The organism is Pseudoxanthomonas sp. J35 (genome assembly GCF_000513995.1).
GTDB lineage: Bacteria > Pseudomonadota > Gammaproteobacteria > Xanthomonadales > Xanthomonadaceae > Pseudoxanthomonas.
The window spans coordinates 274143-293182 of sequence record NZ_AZVB01000001.1 but is presented as its reverse complement, the minus strand read 5'-3'; the positions used below and the strand labels follow the sequence as shown (position 1 = coordinate 293182).

General features: G+C 72.0%; 13 protein-coding genes. 4 read left to right on the top strand and 9 right to left on the bottom strand.

The window, feature by feature from the left end:
• Positions 1-3: 3 nt before the first annotated feature.
• From PSEJ35_RS15070 to PSEJ35_RS0101335, 6 genes are all read right to left on the bottom strand, one after another.
• Positions 4-1734 (bottom strand): ShlB/FhaC/HecB family hemolysin secretion/activation protein, encoded by a 1731-nt coding sequence (locus tag PSEJ35_RS15070; protein ID WP_084635383.1) that lies wholly within the window; start codon positions 1732-1734, stop codon positions 4-6.
• Positions 1735-1743: 9 nt separating this feature from the next.
• Entirely contained in the window at positions 1744-2532 is a 789-nt protein-coding gene (gene ccsA / locus PSEJ35_RS0101355) for a cytochrome c biogenesis protein CcsA (RefSeq protein ID WP_028916213.1), read from the bottom strand.
• Positions 2533-2710: 178 nt separating this feature from the next.
• Positions 2711-4291 carry a DHA2 family efflux MFS transporter permease subunit gene (locus PSEJ35_RS0101350; RefSeq protein ID WP_028916212.1) on the bottom strand — a complete coding sequence of 527 codons (1581 nt, stop codon included), beginning with the start codon at positions 4289-4291 and terminating at the stop codon, positions 2711-2713.
• 30 nt (positions 4292-4321) lie between these two features.
• On the bottom strand, positions 4322-5515 hold the full coding sequence (locus tag PSEJ35_RS0101345; RefSeq protein WP_028916211.1) for an EmrA/EmrK family multidrug efflux transporter periplasmic adaptor subunit: 1194 nt from the start codon (positions 5513-5515) through the stop codon (positions 4322-4324).
• 14 nt (positions 5516-5529) lie between these two features.
• Positions 5530-7011, bottom strand: a complete 1482-nt coding sequence (locus PSEJ35_RS0101340; RefSeq protein ID WP_037081997.1) for an efflux transporter outer membrane subunit — start codon at positions 7009-7011, stop codon at positions 5530-5532.
• A gap of 2 nt (positions 7012-7013) precedes the next feature.
• Complete coding sequence (locus PSEJ35_RS0101335; RefSeq protein WP_028916209.1) at positions 7014-7466, bottom strand: MarR family transcriptional regulator; 453 nt, start codon at positions 7464-7466, stop codon at positions 7014-7016.
• A gap of 335 nt (positions 7467-7801) precedes the next feature.
• Between PSEJ35_RS0101335 and ffh the strand changes: the two genes are divergently transcribed.
• Both ffh and PSEJ35_RS0101325 read left to right on the top strand, forming a co-directional pair.
• Positions 7802-9187, top strand: a complete 1386-nt coding sequence (gene ffh / locus PSEJ35_RS0101330; protein ID WP_028916208.1) for a signal recognition particle protein — start codon at positions 7802-7804, stop codon at positions 9185-9187.
• Positions 9188-9326: 139 nt separating this feature from the next.
• The gene (locus PSEJ35_RS0101325; RefSeq protein WP_028916207.1) at positions 9327-10160 is read left to right on the top strand and encodes an aminotransferase class IV; all 834 of its coding nucleotides are present in this window, start codon (positions 9327-9329) and stop codon (positions 10158-10160) included.
• 108 nt (positions 10161-10268) lie between these two features.
• On the opposite strand, the gene PSEJ35_RS0101320 is transcribed toward PSEJ35_RS0101325, so the two are convergent.
• The 3 genes from PSEJ35_RS0101320 to PSEJ35_RS15060 are packed head-to-tail and all read right to left on the bottom strand — an operon-like array spanning position 10269 to position 17684.
• The gene (locus tag PSEJ35_RS0101320) at positions 10269-13373 is read right to left on the bottom strand and encodes an efflux RND transporter permease subunit (protein ID WP_028916206.1); all 3105 of its coding nucleotides are present in this window, start codon (positions 13371-13373) and stop codon (positions 10269-10271) included.
• 1 nt (position 13374) lies between these two features.
• A complete protein-coding gene (locus tag PSEJ35_RS0101315; RefSeq protein ID WP_028916205.1) occupies positions 13375-16479 on the bottom strand; it encodes a multidrug efflux RND transporter permease subunit in 3105 nt (1034 codons plus the stop codon).
• Positions 16476-17684, bottom strand: a complete 1209-nt coding sequence (locus PSEJ35_RS15060) for an MdtA/MuxA family multidrug efflux RND transporter periplasmic adaptor subunit (RefSeq protein ID WP_037082066.1) — start codon at positions 17682-17684, stop codon at positions 16476-16478. The genes PSEJ35_RS0101315 and PSEJ35_RS15060 overlap by 4 nt, the downstream gene beginning before the upstream one ends.
• A gap of 445 nt (positions 17685-18129) precedes the next feature.
• Here PSEJ35_RS15060 and rpsP point away from each other — a divergent pair, with 445 nt between their 5' ends.
• Together rpsP and rimM are read left to right on the top strand one after the other, a co-directional pair.
• Complete coding sequence (gene rpsP / locus PSEJ35_RS0101305) at positions 18130-18390, top strand: 30S ribosomal protein S16 (RefSeq protein WP_028916204.1); 261 nt, start codon at positions 18130-18132, stop codon at positions 18388-18390.
• Between the two features lie 40 nt (positions 18391-18430).
• Entirely contained in the window at positions 18431-18970 is a 540-nt protein-coding gene (gene rimM / locus PSEJ35_RS0101300) for a ribosome maturation factor RimM (protein WP_051412403.1), read from the top strand.
• Positions 18971-19040: the final 70 nt, after the last annotated feature.

The window sequence follows — 19040 nt, the reverse complement described above, 5'->3', positions numbered from 1 at the left end:
CGCTCAGCGCGGGAAGCGCTGGCGCAGGTTGAACCATAGCTGCGGCGCGCGCCCGGTGCCATCCTGGTTGTTGCCGTCGAATGTACCCGGGTTGCTGCCGACCGGCACGCCCACGCTCAGAGCGGCGGTCAGGCCGCCGCGGATCCAGCGCAGGCCGAGGCCGGCGGCGGCCAGCTCGTAGCGGTTGCGGGTGCCGTACTCCCAGGGATCCCGGCGCAGGCGCACGCTGCCGCCGTCGATGAAGCCGTAGCCGTCCAGCTCGCCGCCACCGCGGGTGGCCAGCACCCGGTGCAGCTCCAGCTGCAGCGCCGCCCCGCTGTCGCCGGGCGCCTCGTTGAGCGGATAGCCGCGCACCCCCGAAGGGCCGCCGAGGACGAACTGCTGCGACGAATCGAGGTTGTCGAAGGCCCATTGCCCGCTGAAGCGCGCGCGCAGGTACCACTCCGGCGCCAGCCAGCGGTCATGGCGCAGTTCCAGCCGGGCCAGCGAGTACGGACCATGCACGCCGGGGCCGGACGCATCGGCCAGCAGGTCGTCGGGCAGGGCCAGCCGCGCCCGGCCGGCGACCAGGTCGAGGATCCATGCGGTATGGGCGCCATTGCCGCCGCGGTGGACCGCATCGCCGAACAGGGTCAGGGTCAGGTCGCGCAGGTGGCGCCGGCGCAGGTCCTCGCCGAAGCTGGCGTCGTCCTGGCGGCGCCGGCTCCAGGCCAGTTCCGTTTCCAGGTTCCAGTCCGCGCTGCGGTGCAGCGGGTAAGTCAGCCCGGCGCGGTACGTGCGCGAGGCGCCGCTGGCCTCGAGCAGCTCGAACTCCTTGCCCAGCCGGTAATGCAGCGTGCTGTAGCCCAGGTTGCCGCGCAGTCCGCCGGCGCCCAGTGGCAGTGCATAGCTGCCGCCGAGGTACTCCAGGTCGCGCCCGCGCATGCCGGTGGCGGAAAGCTGGTCGCTGTAGCCACTGGGGTTGGCCAGCGACACGTGGCCGACCGCCTGGCCGCGACCGGTGTAACGGCTGCCGTCGTTGCCGACCGCCAGGCTGCCTTCGAGCAGCGGCCGGTCCTGCACGTGCAGCAGCAGGTCGCTGGTGCCCGGATCCTGGCCGGGCTGCAGCACGCCGTCGACGTAGACGCCCGGCAGGTCGTTGGCCAGCAGCAGGCCGCGTTCCAGGCGGTACAGGGAATAGGGCTCGCCGGCACGCAGGCCGCGCCCGGCCAGCGCGGCGACGAAGTCGCCGTTGGCGCGGGTGCCGTCGTCCAGCACGCCCAGGCGGCCGAACCGGCCTTCCAGCACCTGCACCACCACCGTGCCGTCGGTGATGTCCTGCTCGGGCAGCTGGGTGCGGGCGAACCAGCCGTGTTCGCGATACACGGCGACGATCCGGCGCAGCGCGGCCTGCAGGTCGGCGAACCGCAGCGGCTGGTCGCGCCACGGCGCCAGGGCCTGCTGCAGCGTCGCCTCCGGCACCAGGGTCGCGCTTTCCAGCACGAAGCGGTGGACCACGAACTCCGGCCCGTCCCGGGTCGCCTCCGTGCCCTCGCCGGTTCCGGCCGGCGGTGGCGGCTCGGGCGCCGGCGAAAGCGAACGTTCGGCCTGGCGCTGCACCTGCCCGGCATCCGGCGGTGGCGCGGCCAGGCTGGCGGCGGGCACGACGAACAGGGCCAGGCAGGATGCCAGCCGGCGTCCGATTGCCTGGCCCGGACGCGAGAGGAGGGACGGGCCGCTCGCGCGCACCTGCATGGTCCTTGGTCAGGTTCGGCCGAGCACCAGCTCGAGCATGAACTTGCTGCCGAAGAACGCCAGCAGCAGCAGCGCCATCGCGGTCAGGGTCCAGTGCACGGCCTTGGTGCCGCGCCAGCCGTAGCGCCAGCGCCCCAGCAGCAGGCCGCCGAACACCAGCCACGACAGCGCGCTCAGCACGCTCTTGTGGACCAGGTGCTGGGACAGGAAGTCCTCGACGAACAGCACGCCGGTGAGCAGGGTGAAGGTCAGCAACAGGAAGCCGACGGTGATCGTGCGGAACAGCACGGTCTCCAGCTGGGTCAGCGGCGGCAGCGCGCGCAGCCAGGCATTGAACTGGCGCCGGCGCAGCGCCCGCTCCTGCAGCCACAGCATGCCGGCCAGCAGCGCGGCGATGGCCAGCGTCGCGTAGGCCAGCAGGGCCAGCCAGGCGTGCAGCTGCAGGCGCCAGTCCAGCACCGGCGAAGGCGCGTGGCCATGGCCGTGGTACAGCGCCAGCAGCGCCGCCGCCAGCGGGAACACCACCACGCCCACCGCGGCGGTGCGCCCGCGCACGCCGAACAGCACGGTCATCGCCGCCATGCCCATGCCCACCAGCGACAGTGCCGAGTAGAAGTGCATGTCCGGCCCGCCGTTGGTGCGCCACGCGACCAGGGCGTGGTAGCCGACGTGCAGGGCGACCGCGGCCAGGGCGGGCCAGCGCCAGGCACCGGCGGCGGAACCGTCGTGGGCCACGGACCGCAGCAGCAGGCCGCTGGCCAGCAGGTAGGCAAGGATGGCGATGAGAACGATTGTCATCCGGCGAGTGTCGCACGGCAGCACGGCGGAACGGAATGCCGCCAGCATGGAACACACACGGCCGTGATCCGGATCACGCGCCGTGCGACCAGGCGCGATGCCTGTCCGCGGGGCTCGCCACCCCTGCCCGACCGCGGCGGTGCGCCACCGGCGGGCGCCGTGGGGCGGTCCCGGTTGCTCAGTGGTCGCCGCCGACCGGCCGCGGCCCCTTGGCGGCGAACGGCGGCCTGGCGAACCAGACGAACGCGATCACCACCAGGAAGATGATCCCGAGCAGGTGGAAGATCTCGTTGAAGCCGATCTGCGCAGCCTGCTGGCTGATCTCCTGGTTGAGCAGCAGGGCCCCGCGCGTCAGGTCGCCCTGGCCCAGCCGGGTGGCCATCTCGCGCAGGCCGTCGTCGTACGCGGGCAGGTGCTCGGTCAGCCGCGCGTGGTGGATGGTGGTGCGCTGGTTCCAGGCCCAGGTGGTCAGCGAGGCGGCGAAGCTGCCGCCGAGGGTGCGGACGAAGGTGGCCAGGCCCGAGCCGGCGGCGATCTCGTGCGGCTCCAGGTCCGACAGCAGGATCGTCAGCACCGGCATGAAGAACAGCGCCACGCCCAGGCCCTGGATCAGCTGGATGACCGCCACGCGCTGGAAGTCCACGTCCAGGTTGAAGCCGGCGCGCAGGAAGCTGGTGAAGGCCATGACGATGAAGGCGAAGCTGGCCAGCAGGCGCAGGTCGAAGCGGGTGGCGTACTTGCCCACCAGCGGCGTCAGCAGGATCGGCAGCACGCCGATCGGGGCGGTGGCGAAACCGGCCCAGATCGCGGTGTAGCCCATGTTCCGCTGCAGCCACAGCGGCACCATCAGGCCGATGGCGAAGAACGCGGCGTAGGCCATCACCATCGCCACCGTGCCGGCGGCGAAGTTGCGGTGCCGGAACAGGCGCAGGTTGACGATCGGGTCCTTCTCGGTCAGTTCCCAGATCACGAACACGGCCAGGGCGATCACCGCGACGATGGTCAGGACCACGATCTCGGTGGACTGGAACCAGTCCTTCTCGTTGCCCAGGTCGAGCATGATCTGCAGCGCGCCCACGCCCAGCACCAGCGTGGCCAGGCCGATGTAGTCCATCTTCGGCCGCTCGGTGCGCTCCGGACGCCCCTTCATCTGCCGCGACACCACCCACGCGGCGAACACGCCGATGGGCACGTTGATGAAGAAGATCCACTCCCAGCTGTAGTTGTCGGTGATCCAACCGCCGAGGATCGGCCCGGCGATGGGCGCCACCACGGTGACCATGGCCAGCAGCGCCAGCGCCTGCCCGCGCTTGGCCGCCGGGTAGATCGACAGCAGCAGCGCCTGGGTGAGCGGGTACATCGGCCCGCAGACGAAGCCCTGCAGGGCGCGCGCCGTCACCAGCATGCCCATGCTCTGCGAGATGCCGCACAGCAGCGAGGTGACGACGAAGGCCATCGTCGCCCAGGTGAACAGCCGCACCTCGCCGAAGCGGCGGGTGAGGAAGCCGGTCAGCGGCAGCGCGATGGCGTTGCTGACCGCGAACGAGGTGATCACCCACGTCGCCTGGTTGGCGCTGGCGCCGAGGTTGCCGGAGATGGTCGGCAGCGAGACGTTGGCGATGGTGGTGTCCAGCACCTGCATGAACGATGCAAGCGCCAGGCCCAGCGTGGTCAGGGCGACGCTGGGCGGACTGAACGGCTGCGCCGGTGCCGCCGCCCGCGCGGGCGGCGTGCCGGTGCCTTCGGGCTGGGCGGCGATGGTGGCCATGGGGGAGGGCTTCCGTCCGCGTCAGCCGCGGGCGTGCGGCAGGTTCTGCTCGATGATCTTCGTGATCAGCGCATTGGCGTCGTCCAGCTGCCTGCGGTAGACGGCGGTGGCGAAGCGGGGCTCGTCGGCGTTGCGCGGTTGCGACAGGACCGGGCCGCTCTGGTCGCGCATGGCCACGTCCACGTGCATGCTCAGGCCCAGGCGCAGCGGATGCTCGGCCAGCTGCTGCGGATCGAGTTCGATGCGCACCGGCACGCGCTGCACGATCTTGATCCAGTTGCCGGAGGCGTTCTGCGCCGGCAGCAGCGAGAACGCGCTGCCGGTGCCCAGGCCGAGGCTGGCGACCTTGCCCTGGTAGCGCACGCTGCCGCCGTACAGGTCGGCGCGGACCTCCACCGGCTGGCCGATGCGCATGCGGTGCAGCTGGGTTTCCTTGAAGTTGGCCTCGACCCACATCTGCTCCAGCGGCACCACGGTCATCAGGGTGGCGCCGGGCTGCACGCGCTGGCCCAGCTGCACCTGGCGCTTGGCCACGTAGCCGGAGACCGGCGCGACGATGGCGGTGCGCTGCAGGGCCAGGTAGGCCTGGCGCAGCTGCGCGGCGGCGGCCTGCACCTGCGGCTGTTCCTGCACGGTGGTGGCGTCCACGAGCGCGCGGCTGCGCTGCAGGTTGCCCTGCGCGGTGCCCAGCGCGGCCTCGGCGGCGGCGAGCACGTCGCGGGCGTGGGCCAGTTCCTCGCGCGAGATCGCGCCGCTGGCGACCAGGCCCTCGCGGCGCTTCACGTCGGCGCGGGCCTGCTCGACCGCGACCTGGCGCGCGCGCAGTTCGGCCTGCGCGGCATCGGCGCTGCTGAACAGCCCACGCACCTGGCGCACGGTGGCGGCCAGGTTGGACACGGCCTGGTCGTACGCGACCTGGGCGTCGTCCGGATCCAGCCGCACCAGCACGTCGCCGGCCTCGACCTTGTCGCCGTCGTCGGCCTCGATGCCGACCACGGTGCCGCTGGTCTGCGGCACCACGCTGACGACGTTGCCCTGCACGTAGGCGTCGTCGGTGTCCTCGTGCCAGCGCAGGTGCAGGAAGTAGTAGGCCAGCCACCCGAGCAGCGCGGCGACCACGACCAGCAGCACGACCTGCAGGGCGCGCTTGCGCTTGCCGTTGGAAGCCGCCGCGGCGGGCTGGGCGGAAGCCTGGGGATTGATTTCGGTGGTCATGGGCGTGGGGGAGGTCAGGAGTTCGGTTCGGAAGCGGTGGCCGACGCGGACGCGGGTACGTCGAGGTCGAGGCCGCCGCCGAGGGCGCGGTCGAGCTGGACCGTGGCCTGGTAGCGCTGGGCGCGCAGCGTGGTCTGCTGCTGTTCGATCTGCAGCAGCGGGCGCTGCGCGGACAGCACCTCGAGCTGGGTGCCGACGCCGGCTTCGTAGCGGGACTGCGCCAGCTGCAGGGCGGCATTGGCCGCGTCGTGCGCTTCGGCCAGCGAGCGCTCCTGCGCGTCGAGCGAGCGGATCGCCTGCACCGCGTCGGTCACCTCGTGCAGGGCGTCGACCACGCCCTGGTTGTAGGTGGCCACGGCCAGGTCGTAGTCGGCGTCGCGCGCGTCGAGGTTGCTGCGCAGGCGGCCGCCGTCGAAGATCGGCAGGCTGATCGCCGGGCCGCCGAAGCCCAGCGCGGCGTCGCTGGCGAACAGGTCGGAGAAGCCGGTCGCGGCCAGACCGACCAGGCCGCTGAGGTCCACGCTCGGCCGGAACTGCGCCTTCGCCGACCTGATGCCCTGCGCGGCCGCTTCCACGCGCCAGCGCGCGGCGACCACGTCCGGGCGGTGGCCCAGGAGCTCGCTCGGCAGCACGCCCGGCAGCGCCGGCGCCGGTGCCTGCAGCAGCTGCGGGCGGGCGATGTCCAGGCCGCGGTCGGGACCCTGCCCGAGCAGGGCGGCGATCGCATTGCGCAGCGCGTCGATCTGCTGCTGCGCCGCTTCGGCCTGGGCCTTTGCGGTGGCGATCGCGGTTTCGGCGTTGCGCAGCGCAAGCGTGCCGTCGATGCCGGCCTCGACGCGCTGCCGGCCCAGCTGCAGCAGGCGCTCGCTGCGCTCCTGTTCGCGCAGCGCCACGTCCTTCGCCTCGAAGGCCTGGGCCAGGGCGATGTAGCTGCGCGCGACGTTCGCGGCCAGGCCCAGCCGTGCGGCCTGCGCCTCGACCTGGCTGGCGCGGGCCTGGCCCAGCGCGGCCTCGTACTCGGCGCGCTTGCCGCCCCACACGTCCAGCGGCCAGTCGAAGTTGAGGGTCAGCAGCGCGTTGTGCAGCAGGCTGCCGCCCAGTTCGTCGCCGGCCAGGCCTTCCGGCAGCTGGGCCACCGCGTACTGCGCGCTGCCGCCGACGGTGGGCTTGCGCGCGGCGGCGGCCAGGCCGGCCTGGGCGCGCGCCTTGCGCACGCGCGCGTCCGCGGCGGCCAGCGAGGGGGTGCCGGCGAGGGCCTCGGAGACCAGCGCGTCCAGCTGCGGGTCGCCGAAGGCGCGCCACCAGTCCAGGGCCGGGAAGGCGGCGTCGCTGAGCGGCGTGCCGGCCAGGCTGCGCGAGGTGGCGTGGCTGTCCAGGTCGCGGGGCTGGGCGACCGGCTCGAGGCCGCCGGTGCTGGCGCACCCTGCCAGCGCGATCGCGAGGAACAGGGGCGCGATGGCCGCGCGGACGCGGCCGGAGTGGGGGGAGGGAAACATCGTCAGTTTTCCGGGGTGGAAAGGTTGTCGCGGACCTGTTCGAGCAGGCCGATGAACTGCGCGCGCTGGGCGTCGTCGAGCCCTTCCAGGGCGATGTCGCGGACCCGCTCGCCGCACTGGGCGATGTCCCGGGCGATGCGCTGCCCGGCCTCGGTCAGGCGGATGTGCAGGGCGCGGCGGTCGTCCGGATCGGCGACACGCATGACCAGGCCGCGCTCCTCCAGCCGGTCGAGCAGGCGGGTCATGGCGCCCGGGCTGAGCTCGGCCATGCGGGCCAGCTCGGTGACGTTGGCCACTCCGTCGGCCAGCTTCTTGATGGCAAGGAACTGGCTGAAGTTGAGGTCGTGGCCGGCCTGGCGCAGTTCCCGCTCCCAGCGGGTGCGCATGGCATCGCGGACCTGCCGCACGAGCAGGCCCAGGGCGGAGCCGCTGCAGATGGGGGAGGGCGTGGACATGCGCGGGGATGATACTCGCCTGCTCAATATTTGCAATGTCAAATATTGCTCCATCAATGGGTTGGCTCAGCAGGCGTTCAACTGGCCCCGGCCCCCGGCCCCCGGCCCCCCGCGTCCGGCCCCCCGCGTCCGGCCCCCCGCGTCCGGCCCCCCGCGTCCGGCCCCCCGCGTCCGGCGTCCGGCGTCCGGCGTCCGGCGTCCGGCGTCCGGCGTCCGGCAAGCGCGTGGCGCCGCAGCGCAGCGGGACGGGGAACAGGCCGGCGCTGGCGGCGGCGGGGGCAGCAGGGCGCGCGGGCTATAATCGCCGGCCGTTTTCCGCCTCCGGGCCTGCCTGCATGTTCGAATCCCTGACCCAGCGCCTCTCCGGCACCATCGACCGCCTGCGCGGCCGTGGCCGGCTGACCGAATCCAACATCAGCGAGGCGGTGCGCGAGGTGCGCATCGCGCTGCTGGAGGCCGACGTCGCCCTGCCGGTGGTCCAGGCCCTGATCCAGCGGATCAAGGTGCGCGCGGTCGGCCAGGAGGTGCTGAAGTCGCTGACCCCGGGCCAGGCCCTGATCAAGGTCGTGCGCGACGAGCTGACCGCGGTCATGGGCTCGCAGGCCACCGACCTGAACCTGAACGTCCCGGCCCCGGCGGTGATCCTGATGGCCGGCCTGCAGGGCGCCGGCAAGACCACCACCGTCGGCAAGCTCGCGAAGCACCTCAAGGACAAGCGCAAGAAGAAGGTGATGGTGGTCAGCGCCGACGTCTACCGTCCGGCCGCGATCGAGCAGCTGAAGACCCTGGCCGAGCAGACCGGCGTGCTGTTCTTCCCGTCCGACGCCGGGCAGAAGCCGGAGGACATCGTCCGCGCCGCCATTGCCGATGCGAAGAAGTCCTTCGCCGACGTGCTGATCGTCGACACCGCCGGCCGCCTCGCCATCGACGAGGCGATGATGGCCGAGATCAAGGCGCTGCACGCCGCGGTCAATCCGGCCGAGACCCTGTTCGTGGTCGACTCGATGACCGGCCAGGACGCGGCCAACACCGCCAAGGTCTTCTCCGAGGCGCTGCCGCTGACCGGCGTGGTCCTGACCAAGACCGACGGCGATGCCCGCGGCGGCGCCGCGCTGAGCGTGCGCTACATCACCGGCAAGCCGGTGAAGTTCGTCGGTACGGGCGAAAAGCTCGACGGCCTGGACGTGTTCCACCCGGACCGCGTCGCCGCGCGCATCCTCGACATGGGCGACGTGCTGTCGCTGGTCGAGCAGGTCGAGCAGAACGTCGACCAGGAGAAGGCGGCGAAGCTGGCCGCCAAGGTCGCCAAGGGCAAGAAGTTCGACCTCAACGACATGCGCGACCAGCTCGAGCAGATGCAGAACATGGGCGGCATCGCCGGCCTGATCGACAAGCTGCCGGGCCTGGGCCAGGTGCCCGAGCACCTCAAGCAGCAGGTCGCGCAGAGCCGCGAGGTGCCGCGGATGATGGCGATCATCGGCTCGATGACGCCGAAGGAGCGCCGCAACCCCGACCTGCTCAACGGCTCGCGCCGCGCCCGCATCGCCCGCGGTTCCGGCACCACCCCGGCCGACGTCAACAAGCTGCTCAAGCAGTACCAGCAGATGGAAAAGATGATGGGCAAGCTGGGCCGCGGCGGCATGAAGGGAATGAAGGGCATGATGCGCGGCCTGCAGGGCATGATGGGCGGCGCGGGCCGCGGCGGCCTGCCGTTCCGCTGATCCGGGAGCGGCGGATGACCTCGCGGTTGCACGCCTTGGTCTCCGCCCGCGACGTTGTCGCATGGCACCGGCCGCGGCCGGTACCGGTCCCGCCGTCGATCCCGCTGCCGCGGTGCCGTGCGGCCGCCCGGTTCGCCCCATGAGTGCTGCCGCGCCATCCATCGCGCTGCTCAACGGCCAGCCGGCCGATGCCGAGCCGGCGGCGCTGCGCGTTGCGGCGCAGGTCAACTACGGGCACTTCACCTCGCTGCAGGTGCGCGGCGGCCGCGTGCAGGGCCTGGACCTGCACCTGCAGCGCCTGCGCCAGGGCAACGCCGAACTGTTCGACGCACCGCTGGACGAGGCCCAGGTCCGCGCCTGGATGGCGCAGGCCGCCGCGGCGCTCGATGGGGACTGTTCGCTGCGCGTCACCGTGTTCGCGCGCGGCTTCGACCACCGCCAGCCGCTGCGCGCGCTGCAGCCGGACGTGCTGGTCGCCGCCTCCGCGCCGGCGACGCCGGCGGGCCGGGCGATCCGGGTGCGCAGCGCCGCGTTCGTGCGCCCGTTCCCGCACATCAAGCATGTCGCCACCTTCCCGCTGTTCCAGCACCGCCGGCTGGCGCTGCGCGCCGGTTTCGACGACGCGCTGTTCGTCGATGGCAAGGGCGGTGATGCCCGCGTCGTGGAAGGCACGGTCTGGAACATCGGCTTCTGGGATGGGGCGCGGGTCGTGTGGCCCGAGGGCCCCGCGCTGCGCGGCACCTCCGAGCGGCTGCTGCAGGCCGGCCTGGACGCGCAGGGATGCGCGCAGCAGGTCCAGCCGGTGACGCTGGCGGAGGTGGGTGGCTTCGCCGCCGCGTTCGCGGTCAACGCCAGTGGCCTGCAGCGCATCCGCGCCATCGACACGGTGGATTACCGCGAAGCGCCGCGGCTGGACGCGCTGCTTGCAGCCGCCATGTCGCACGCCCCCTGGGACTCCCTGCAGCCCGGATAAGGCGAGGGCCGCATCCGGGGAGGAGTGGGGAGAGGGCGGTATCCCGGCGGGAGTCGCTACCCGGCCCTCACTCCCGGCCCCTCTCCCGGGGGAAGAGGGGCCGGGGTATCACGCCGCCGAGGGGGCGGGGCGCAGCCGCCGCGCCAGCCGCACGCGCAGCCGGTCCAGGGCGAGGAACACCGCCGGCGTCGTGTAGAGCGTCAGCACCTGGCTGACCAGCAGGCCGCCGACGATGGCGATGCCCAGCGGGCGGCGCATTTCCCAGCCCTCGCCGGCGCCGAGCATCAGCGGCAGCGTGCCCAGCAGCGCCGCGACGCTGGTCATCAGGATCGGACGGAAGCGCAACCGCGCCGCCTCCAGGATCGCCGCGTGCGCCGGCTGGCCTTCGCGCTGTGCGGCCAGGGCGAAGTCGACCATGAGGATGGTGTTCTTCATCACCACGCCGACCAGCAGGAACAGGCCCAGCAGCGAGATCAGGTTGAGCTCGCCGTCGAACACCAGCAGCGCCAGCAGCGCGCCGATGCCGGCGGAGGGCAGGATCGAGAGGATCGCCAGCGGCTGCAGCAGGCTCTCGTACAACACGCCCAGCACCAGGTACACCGCCAGCACCGCGCCGAGGATCAGCCACAGCTGGCGGTTGCGCAGCTCCTGCACCGCGCCGGCCTCGTCCCCCAGCTTCGCCTGCACGCCGGTCGGCAGCATGATCCGGGCCATCGCCTCGTCGATCGCCGCGGTGGCTTCCTCGAGCTTGACCCCGGGTGCGAGGGCGAAGCTGATCCGCGTGGCCACGAACTGCGAACGGTGCTGGATGCGGTCCGGCGCCATGCCGTAGTCCCAGCGGGCGAACGCCGACAGCGGGACGCGCCGGCCGTCGCCGCCGATCACGTAGACCTGGTCCAGCGTCTCCGGCGAGGTGGTGTAGCGCGGGTCGAGCTCCATCACCACGCGGTACTGGTTGAGGCTGTCGTATAGCGTCGCCACCTGGCGCTGGCTGAAGGAGTTGTCGAGCACGGTGCCGACCATGCGCATGTCCACGCCCAGCCGCGCGGCGGCCTCGCGGTCGATCTGCAGCTGCACCTGGCGCATGCCTTCGTCGCCGCTGGAATCCACGTCCACCAGCTGCGGCAGCGCGGCCAGCGCGTCGCGCACCTTCGGCGTCCACTCGCGCAGGGGGGCGATGTCGCCGGCCATCAGGCGCAGGTCGAGGTTGCCGTCATCGTTGCCGCCGCCGATGCGGATGTCCTGGTCGACCCACAGCCACAGGTTGCCGCCGGGCACCTTCGGCAGGCCCTCGCGCAGGCGGTCGATGACCTCGCGGCTGGACACGCCGCGCTCGGCCAGCGGCTTCATCTGCATCATCACGAAGCCGTTGTTCACGCCGGTGCCGCCGCCGATGTAGCCGGCGATGTCGGCGATCGCCGGGTCCTGCAGCAGGTACTCGCGGTAGGCCTGGATCTTCGGCTGCATCACCTGGAAGGACAGGCCGTCGTCGCCACGCACGAAGCCGCGCAGCTGGCCGGTGTCCTGCTGTGGCACGGTGCCCTTGGGTACCTTGGCGAACAGGAAGGCGTTCAGCGCCACCGTCGCCGCGAGGATGCACAGCGCCAGCGGCAGGCGGGCGAGGGTGCGGTCCAGCGAGCGCAGATACAGCCGGCGCAGGCCGCCGAACAGCAGTTCGCCCAGCCGCTCCCACGGCGGCACGACGCGGTCCGGGCCGGCGCTGCGCAGCATCCGCGAGCACAGCGCCGGGGTGAAGCTCAGCGAGACCACCACCGATACCGTCATCGCCGCCACCAGGGTCAGCGAGAACTCGCGAAAGAGCTTTTCGACGAAGTCGTCCAGGAACAGGATCGAGACGAACACCACCGCCAGGGCGATGTTCATCGACAGCAGGGTGGCACCGACCTCCCCGGCGCCGCGCATCGCCGCCGCCACCGGCGACAGCCCCGCGGCCAGGTGCCGGGAGATGTTCTCCAGCACCACGATGGCGTCGTCCACCACCAGCACCGCGGCCACGATCAGCGCCATCAGCGACAGCGTGTTGAGCGAGAACCCGGCCAGCCAGATGATCGCCAGCGCGCCGAACAGCGACACCGGGATCGCCAGCGAGGGCACCAGCGCCGCGCGCCAGCTGCCGAGGAAGGCCAGCACCACCAGCACCACCAGGCCGATCGCCAGCACCAGGGTGGCCTCGGCCTCGCGCAGGGTGGCGCGGATCACCGGCGAGCGGTCCATCACCACCTTCATGTCCACGCCGGCCGGCAGCAGCGCGCGCAGCGTGTCCATCTGCGCGTGGATCGCGTCGACGGTGCGGATGATGTTGGCGCTGGGCTGGCGGTTGACCATCATCAGCACCGCGGCGCGGCCGTTGTGGAAGCCGGAGGCGTAGCGGTTCTCCGTGCCTTCGCCGACCTGGGCCACGTCGCGCAGGTGCACGGCACGGCCGTCGCGCCAGGCCACGACCAGGTCGCGGTATTCCTCGGCGGTGCGCAGCTGCAGCGCCGCCTCGACCTGCCACTGGCGGTCGTCGCGGGCCACCGTGCCCAGCGGCCGCAGCGCGTTGGCGTTGCGGATCGCGCCAGCCACTTCCTCCAGGGCGATGCCGTACTGGTTCAGCGCCGCCGGGTTGAGCGAGACGCGCACCGCCGGCAGCGAGCCGCCGCCGACGCTGACCTCGCCCACGCCGGGCACCTGCGCGATCTTCTGCGCCAGCACGGTGGAGGCCACGTCGAAGACCTGCGCCGGGGTGAGCGTGTCCGAGCTCAGCGCGATGGTCATGATCGGCGCCTGCGACGGATTGATCTTGCGGTACTGCGGCATGCCCGGCATGCCCGAGGGCAGTTGCGCGCGCGCCGCGTTGAGCGCCGCCTGCACCTCGCGCGCGGCCTCGTCGATGTCGCGGTCCAGCGAGAACTGCAGGTCGATGCGGGTATTGCCCTGGTTGCTGCCGGAGGTGATCCGGGTGATGCCGGGGATGGTGCCGAGCGCGCGTTCCAGCGGCGTGGCCACGGTGGCGGCCATCGATTCGGGGCTGGCGCCGGGCAGGCTGGCGCTGACCTGGATGGCCGGGTAGTCGACCTGCGGCAGCGGCGCCACCGGCAGCTGGCGCAGCGCCAGCAGGCCGCACAGCACCACCGCCACGGCCAGCAGCACGGTCGCCACCGGACGTTCGATGAACACCCGCGACAGGTTGGGCGAGGACGCCGGTTCCATCTCAGGCAGCCGCCGCATCGGTGCGGGCGTCGGCGGCCGGGTCCTCGCCGCGGCGGGCGAGGCGGTCGAAGAACAGGTACACCACCGGCGTGGTGAACAGGGTCAGCACCTGGCTCACCACCAGGCCGCCGACCATCACCAGGCCCAGCGGCTGGCGCAGCTCGGCGCCGGAGCCGGAGGCGAACATCATCGGGATGGCCGCGAACAGCGCCGCCAGGGTGGTCATGAGGATTGGGCGGAAGCGCAGCAGCGCGGCGCGGTGGATCGCCTCGCGTGGCGCCAGGCCCTGCTCGCGCTCGGCCTCCAGGGCGAAGTCGATCATCATGATCGCGTTCTTCTTCACCAGGCCGATCAGCAGGATGATGCCGATCACCGCGATCAGGTCCAGGCTGCGCCCGGACAGCAGCAGCGCGGCCAGCGCCCCCACGGTGGCCGAGGGCAGGGTGGAGAGGATCGTCACCGGGTGGATGAAGCTCTCGTAGAGCACGCCCAGCACGATGTACATCACCAGCACCGCGGCCAGGATCAGCCACAGCGTGCTGGACAGCGAGTTGCGGAACGCCTGCGCCGCGCCCTGCAGGCGCAGCTCGACGCTGGCGGGCATGCCGATGGTCTCGCGCGCCCGCTCGATCGCCGCCACCGCCTCGCCCAGCGACGCGCCCGGCGCCAGGTTGAACGACACGGTGACCGCCGGGAACTGGCCGAGGTGGCTGACCTGCAGCGCGGTCGGCCGCGTTTCCACCCGGGCCAGGCCCGACAGCGGCGTCTGCCGGCCGTCGGCGGTGGCCACGTGGATGCGGCCGATCGCCTCCGGCCCGAGCTGGAAGCGCGGATCGGCCTCCAGCACCACCCGGTACTGGTTGGCGTGGGTGAAGATGGTCGAGACCTGGCGCTGGCCGAAGGCGTCGTAGAGCGCGTCGGCGATCGCCGACACCGGCACGCCCAGGCGCGCGGCGGCGTCGCGGTCGATGTCCAGCCACGCCTGCAGACCCTGGTCCTGCAGGTCGCTGGCCACGTCGGCCAGCGCCGGCTGCCTGCGCAGTTCCTCCAGCATGGCCTGGGTCCAGCGCGACAGCTCGGCCAGGTCCGGCGTGGTCAGCGCGAACTGGTACTGGGTACGGCTGACCCGGTCCTCGATGCTCAGCTCCTGCACCGGCTGCAGGTACAGGTCGATGCCGGGCACGGTCGCGGCGCGCTGCTTGAGCCGCTCGATGATCTCCTGCGCGCCGGCGCTGCGCTCGGCATGCGGCTTGAGCTCGATCAGGAAGCGGCCGCTGTTGAGGGTGGCGTTGCTGCCGTCCACGCCGATGAACGACGAGAGCGTGGCCACGTCCGGGTCGGCGAGGATGACCGCGGCCAGCGCCTGCTGGCGCCTGGCCATGGCCTCGAACGAGACCGACTGCGGCGCCTCGCTGATGCCCTGGATGAGGCCGGCGTCCTGTACCGGGAAGAAGCCCTTGGGCACGGCGAGGTACAGCGCCACGGTCAGCGCCAGGGTGGCGGCGGTGGCGGCCAGCACCAGCGGCTGCCGCGCCAGCACCCAGTGCAGGCCGCGGTCGTACAGCGCGACCACGCGGTCGAAGATATCGCCCTGCGCGCCGGCCCCGTCGCCCTCGCCATGGCCGTGGCCGGCCTTGAGGAAGCGAGCGCACAGCATCGGCGTCAGGGTCAGCGAGACCACCAGCGAGATGCCGATCGCCACCGCCAGGGTGATGGCGAACTCGTGGAACAGCTTGCCGACCACGTCGCCCATGAACAGCAGCGGGATCAGCACCGCCACCAGCGACACGGTCAGCGAGACCAGGGTGAAGCCGATCTGGCGCGCGCCCTTGAGCGCGGCCTCCAGCGGGCCTTCGCCGTCCTCCATGTGCCGGGCGATGTTCTCCAGCATCACGATCGCGTCGTCGACCACGAAGCCGGTGGCGATGGTCAGCGCCATCAGGGTGAGGTTGTTGAGCGAGAAGCCGGCCAGCAGCATCACCCCGAAGGTCGCCACCAGCGACAGCGGCACCGCGATGGAGGGGATGATCGTGGCCGGGATGGTGCGCAGGAACACGAAGGTCACCAGCACCACCAGGCCGATCGCCAGCAGCAGCTCGTGCTGCACGCCCTTGATCGAGGCGCGGATCGACTCGGTACGGTCGCTGAGCACGCCCACGTCCACCGCCGCCGGCATCGACGCCCGCAGCTGCGGCAGCAGCGCGTGGATGCGGTCGACCACCTCGATCACGTTGGCGCCGGGCTGGCGCTGGATGTTGACCAGGATCGCCGGCGTTTCGCCGGACCAGGCGGCCAGCTGGCGGTTCTCCGCGCCCTGTTCGACCGTGGCCACGTCGCCCAGTCGCAGCGGCGCGCCGTTGTTCCAGGCCAGCACCAGGTTGCGGTATTCCTCCGCCGAACGCATCTGGTCGTTGGCGTCGAGCATGGTCGCGCGGGTCGGGCCGTCGAAGCTGCCCTTGGGCATGTTGACGTTGGCCGCGTTGATCGCGCGGCGGATGTCGCCCATGCCCAGCCCCGCCGAGGCCAGCGCGTGCGGATTGACCTGGATGCGCACCGCAGGCCGCTGTCCGCCGGCGAGGCTGACCAGGCCCACGCCCGGCAGCTGCGACAGGCGCTGGGCCATGCGCGTGTCGACCAGGTCGTAGACCTCCGGCAGCGCCATCGACGAGGAGGTGACCGCCAGGGTCAGGATCGGGGTGTCGGCCGGGTTGACCTTGCGGTACACCGGCGGCATCGGCAGGTCGTCCGGCAGGAAGTTGGAGGCGCCGTTGATCGCCGCCTGCACCTCCTGCTCGGCCACGCCCAGGTCCACCTCCAGCGCGAACTGCAGCGTGATCACCGAGGCCCCGCCGGAGCTGGTGGAGCTCATCTGGTTGAGGCCCGGGATCTGGCCCAGGCGCCGTTCCAGCGGCGCGGTCACCGCGCTCGTGGTCACCGCCGGGCTGGCGCCCGGATACAGGGTCAGCACCTGGATGATCGGGTAGTCGACCTGGGGCAGCGCCGAGACCGGCAGCAGGCGGTAGGCGAACAGGCCCGACAGCAGCAGCGCCAGCATCAGCAGCGAGGTCGCCACCGGGCGCAGGATGAACGGGCGGGAGAGGTTCATTGCGCGGCAGCCGCCTTCGCGGCAGCGGTGTCGCCGGCTCCAGGCGTCGCGGTGGGCACGCCGTCGGCGTCGACCACCTGCACCTTGCCGCCCTCGCGCAGGCGGTCCAGGCCCTCGAGCACCACGCGATCGCCTTCCTGCAGGCCTTCGAGCACGGCGACGCGGCCCTCGTGGCTGGCGCCGAGCTTCACCTCGCGCACGCTGGCGGTGTCGTCCTCGCCGACCACGTACACGTAGGTGCCGCGGTTGCCGAACTGCACCGCCGCGTCGGGGATCGAAACCACGTCGGTGCTGCCCAGGCGCAGGCGCACGTTGACCGACTGGTTGGGGAACAGCGATTCGTCCGCGTTGTCGAACAGGGCGCGCAGGCGCAGCGTGCCGGTCTGCACGTCGATGCGGTTGTCCAGGCTGGAGAGCCTGCCGGTGGCCAGCGGCTGGCGCTCGTCGCGGTCCCAGGCCTGCACCGCCAGCGCCTTGCCGCCGCGCACCGCGGCCTGCACGGTGGGCAGCACGCTTTCCGGCAGCGCGAACACCACGCTGATCGGGCGGGTCTGGGTGAGGGTGGCGATGCCGTCCTCGTCGCCGGCGCGCACCAGGTTGCCCACGTCCACCGTGCGCAGGCCGATGCGGCCGTCGATCGGCGCGACGATGCGGGTGTAGTCCAGTTGCAGCTTCGCCTCGTCGACCGCGGCCTGGTCGCTCTCGCGGCGGCCTTCGAACTGGCGTACGCGCGCCTGCAGGTCGGCCACTTCCTGGGCGGATACGAAGTTGGCGCCGGCCAGGTCGCGGAAGCGCTTGAGCTGGATGCGGGTGTTCTCCAGCTCGGCCAGGTTCTGCTTCTGCTCGCCCTGGACCTGGGCCAGGCGCACCTTGAACGGGGCCGGGTCGATCTCCGCCAGCAGCTGGCCGGCGCGGACCTGCTGGCCCTCGTCGAAGGCGATGCGCACCAGCTCGCCCTCGACCCGCGGGCGCACGGTCACCGTGCGCAGCGGGCTGACCGTGCCCAGCGCCTTGATTTCCAGGTCCAGCGGGCCGCGGCTGGCGGTGGCCACCCGCACGGGGGTCGGCGGACGCTCGCCCCAGCCCCCCCGACCCGCCTGGGGCGCCGCCTCGTCCCCGCCGCTGCAGCCGCGCCACAGGAGCACCAGGGCCAGCACCAGGCCGAGGACCAGGAGCGCTTTGAACAGGCGGGGCAGCTTTTTCATCATGTGTCCGTAGGGCGGCGGGCCAGGGGCCCGCCGTTGGGAGTGTTCGGGGTGGTTGCCGGGCGGTCCGGCAGGAGGCGCCGCTTCCCCCGCCGGGCGGCGCGCCCGTCGACAAGGAGCGACCGGCACGGCGCGTGCCACGATGCAGGGTCGATGTTACGGAACCCGTCCCGCCACAGGGCGTGACTATGGTCATGGCTCATGCCGGAAATGCGCCTGATCGGGTATGCCGGGTTGGAATGGCGCGTATTCCGCAACAGCCGGGTGGCGGTGGGCGGCGGCGCACGGTCCCGCGGCGGCGCAGCTGCTTGGATATCCCGGGGGGGGCGGGCATGCCGCCGGGGCAGGCCGGCCGGGGGAGGCGGGTGGTTTTCCTGGCCGCCCTGATCCGCTAGAATTGCCGGCTTACCTCGCCATCCTGGCGACTGGGCAACACGAAAACACCATGGTCAAGATCCGTCTCACCCGCGGCGGCGCGAAGAAGCGTCCGTTCTACCACATCGTCGTCACCGACTCGCGCAGCGCCCGCGACGGCCGCAACATCGAGCGCGTCGGTTACTACAACCCGGTTGCCGCCGGCAACGAGCAGCGCATCGTGCTGGACATCGCCCGCGTCGACCACTGGGTCGGCCACGGCGCCCAGCTGACCGAGAAGGTCCGCAGCCTGTACAAGGAAGCGACCAAGGCCCAGGCGGCCGCCGCCTGAGCCGGCAGGCCGCCGGTAGCCCGGCGGCCTCACCGCACGCATGAACGACGAAGGGCGTCCCACCTACCCGCGGAAGCCGCAACGGCTGATCCTGCTGGGCCGGGTGACGGGCGCCTTCGGCGTGCGCGGCGACGTCAAGCTCGAGTCCTGGACCGAGCCGCGCGCGCAGATCTTCCGCTACCAGCCATGGATCCTGCGCTCGGCCAACGGTGTCGAGCGCGAGCTGCGCGGCGCGAAGGGCCGCGACACCGGCAAGCACGTGGTCGCGACCCTGCCGGGCTGCGACGACCGCGACGCCGCCGAGGCCCTGCGCGGCACCGAGATCCTGGTCCCGCGCGAGGCCCTGCCGCCGCCGGCGCCAGGCGAGTACTACTGGGTGGACCTGGAAGGCCTGCGCGTGGTCACCCTCGAGGGCGTGGACCTGGGCGAGGTCTCGCACCTGCTCTCCACCGGCGCCAACGACGTGATGGTGGTCCGTGGCGACCGCGAGCGCATGCTCCCGTTCGTGCAGCCGGACTACGTGAAGTCGGTGGATTTCGAAGCCGGCACGATCACGGTCGACTGGGATCCGGAGTTCTAGGAGCCGTGATTCGTCATTGGTGATTGGTGATTGGAAAGAGCGGTACGCTCGTTCCGCCGGTCCCAGCTGG

Bases quoted from the DNA above. Each gene is read 5' to 3' on its own strand.
- PSEJ35_RS15070 (WP_084635383.1), bottom strand. From the start codon at position 1,734: ATGCAGGTGCGCGCGAGCGGCCCGTCCCTCCTCTCGCGTCCGGGCCAG.
- ccsA (WP_028916213.1), bottom strand. From the start codon at position 2,532: ATGACAATCGTTCTCATCGCCATCCTTGCCTACCTGCTGGCCAGCGGC.
- PSEJ35_RS0101345 (WP_028916211.1), bottom strand. From the start codon at position 5,515: ATGACCACCGAAATCAATCCCCAGGCTTCCGCCCAGCCCGCCGCGGCG.
- PSEJ35_RS0101340 (WP_037081997.1), bottom strand. From the start codon at position 7,011: ATGTTTCCCTCCCCCCACTCCGGCCGCGTCCGCGCGGCCATCGCGCCC.
- PSEJ35_RS0101335 (WP_028916209.1), bottom strand. From the start codon at position 7,466: ATGTCCACGCCCTCCCCCATCTGCAGCGGCTCCGCCCTGGGCCTGCTC.
- ffh (WP_028916208.1), top strand. From the start codon at position 7,802: ATGTTCGAATCCCTGACCCAGCGCCTCTCCGGCACCATCGACCGCCTG.
- PSEJ35_RS0101325 (WP_028916207.1), top strand. From the start codon at position 9,327: ATGAGTGCTGCCGCGCCATCCATCGCGCTGCTCAACGGCCAGCCGGCC.
- PSEJ35_RS0101320 (WP_028916206.1), bottom strand. From the start codon at position 13,373: ATGGAACCGGCGTCCTCGCCCAACCTGTCGCGGGTGTTCATCGAACGT.
- PSEJ35_RS0101315 (WP_028916205.1), bottom strand. From the start codon at position 16,479: ATGAACCTCTCCCGCCCGTTCATCCTGCGCCCGGTGGCGACCTCGCTG.
- PSEJ35_RS15060 (WP_037082066.1), bottom strand. From the start codon at position 17,684: ATGAAAAAGCTGCCCCGCCTGTTCAAAGCGCTCCTGGTCCTCGGCCTG.
- rpsP (WP_028916204.1), top strand. From the start codon at position 18,130: ATGGTCAAGATCCGTCTCACCCGCGGCGGCGCGAAGAAGCGTCCGTTC.
- rimM (WP_051412403.1), top strand. From the start codon at position 18,431: ATGAACGACGAAGGGCGTCCCACCTACCCGCGGAAGCCGCAACGGCTG.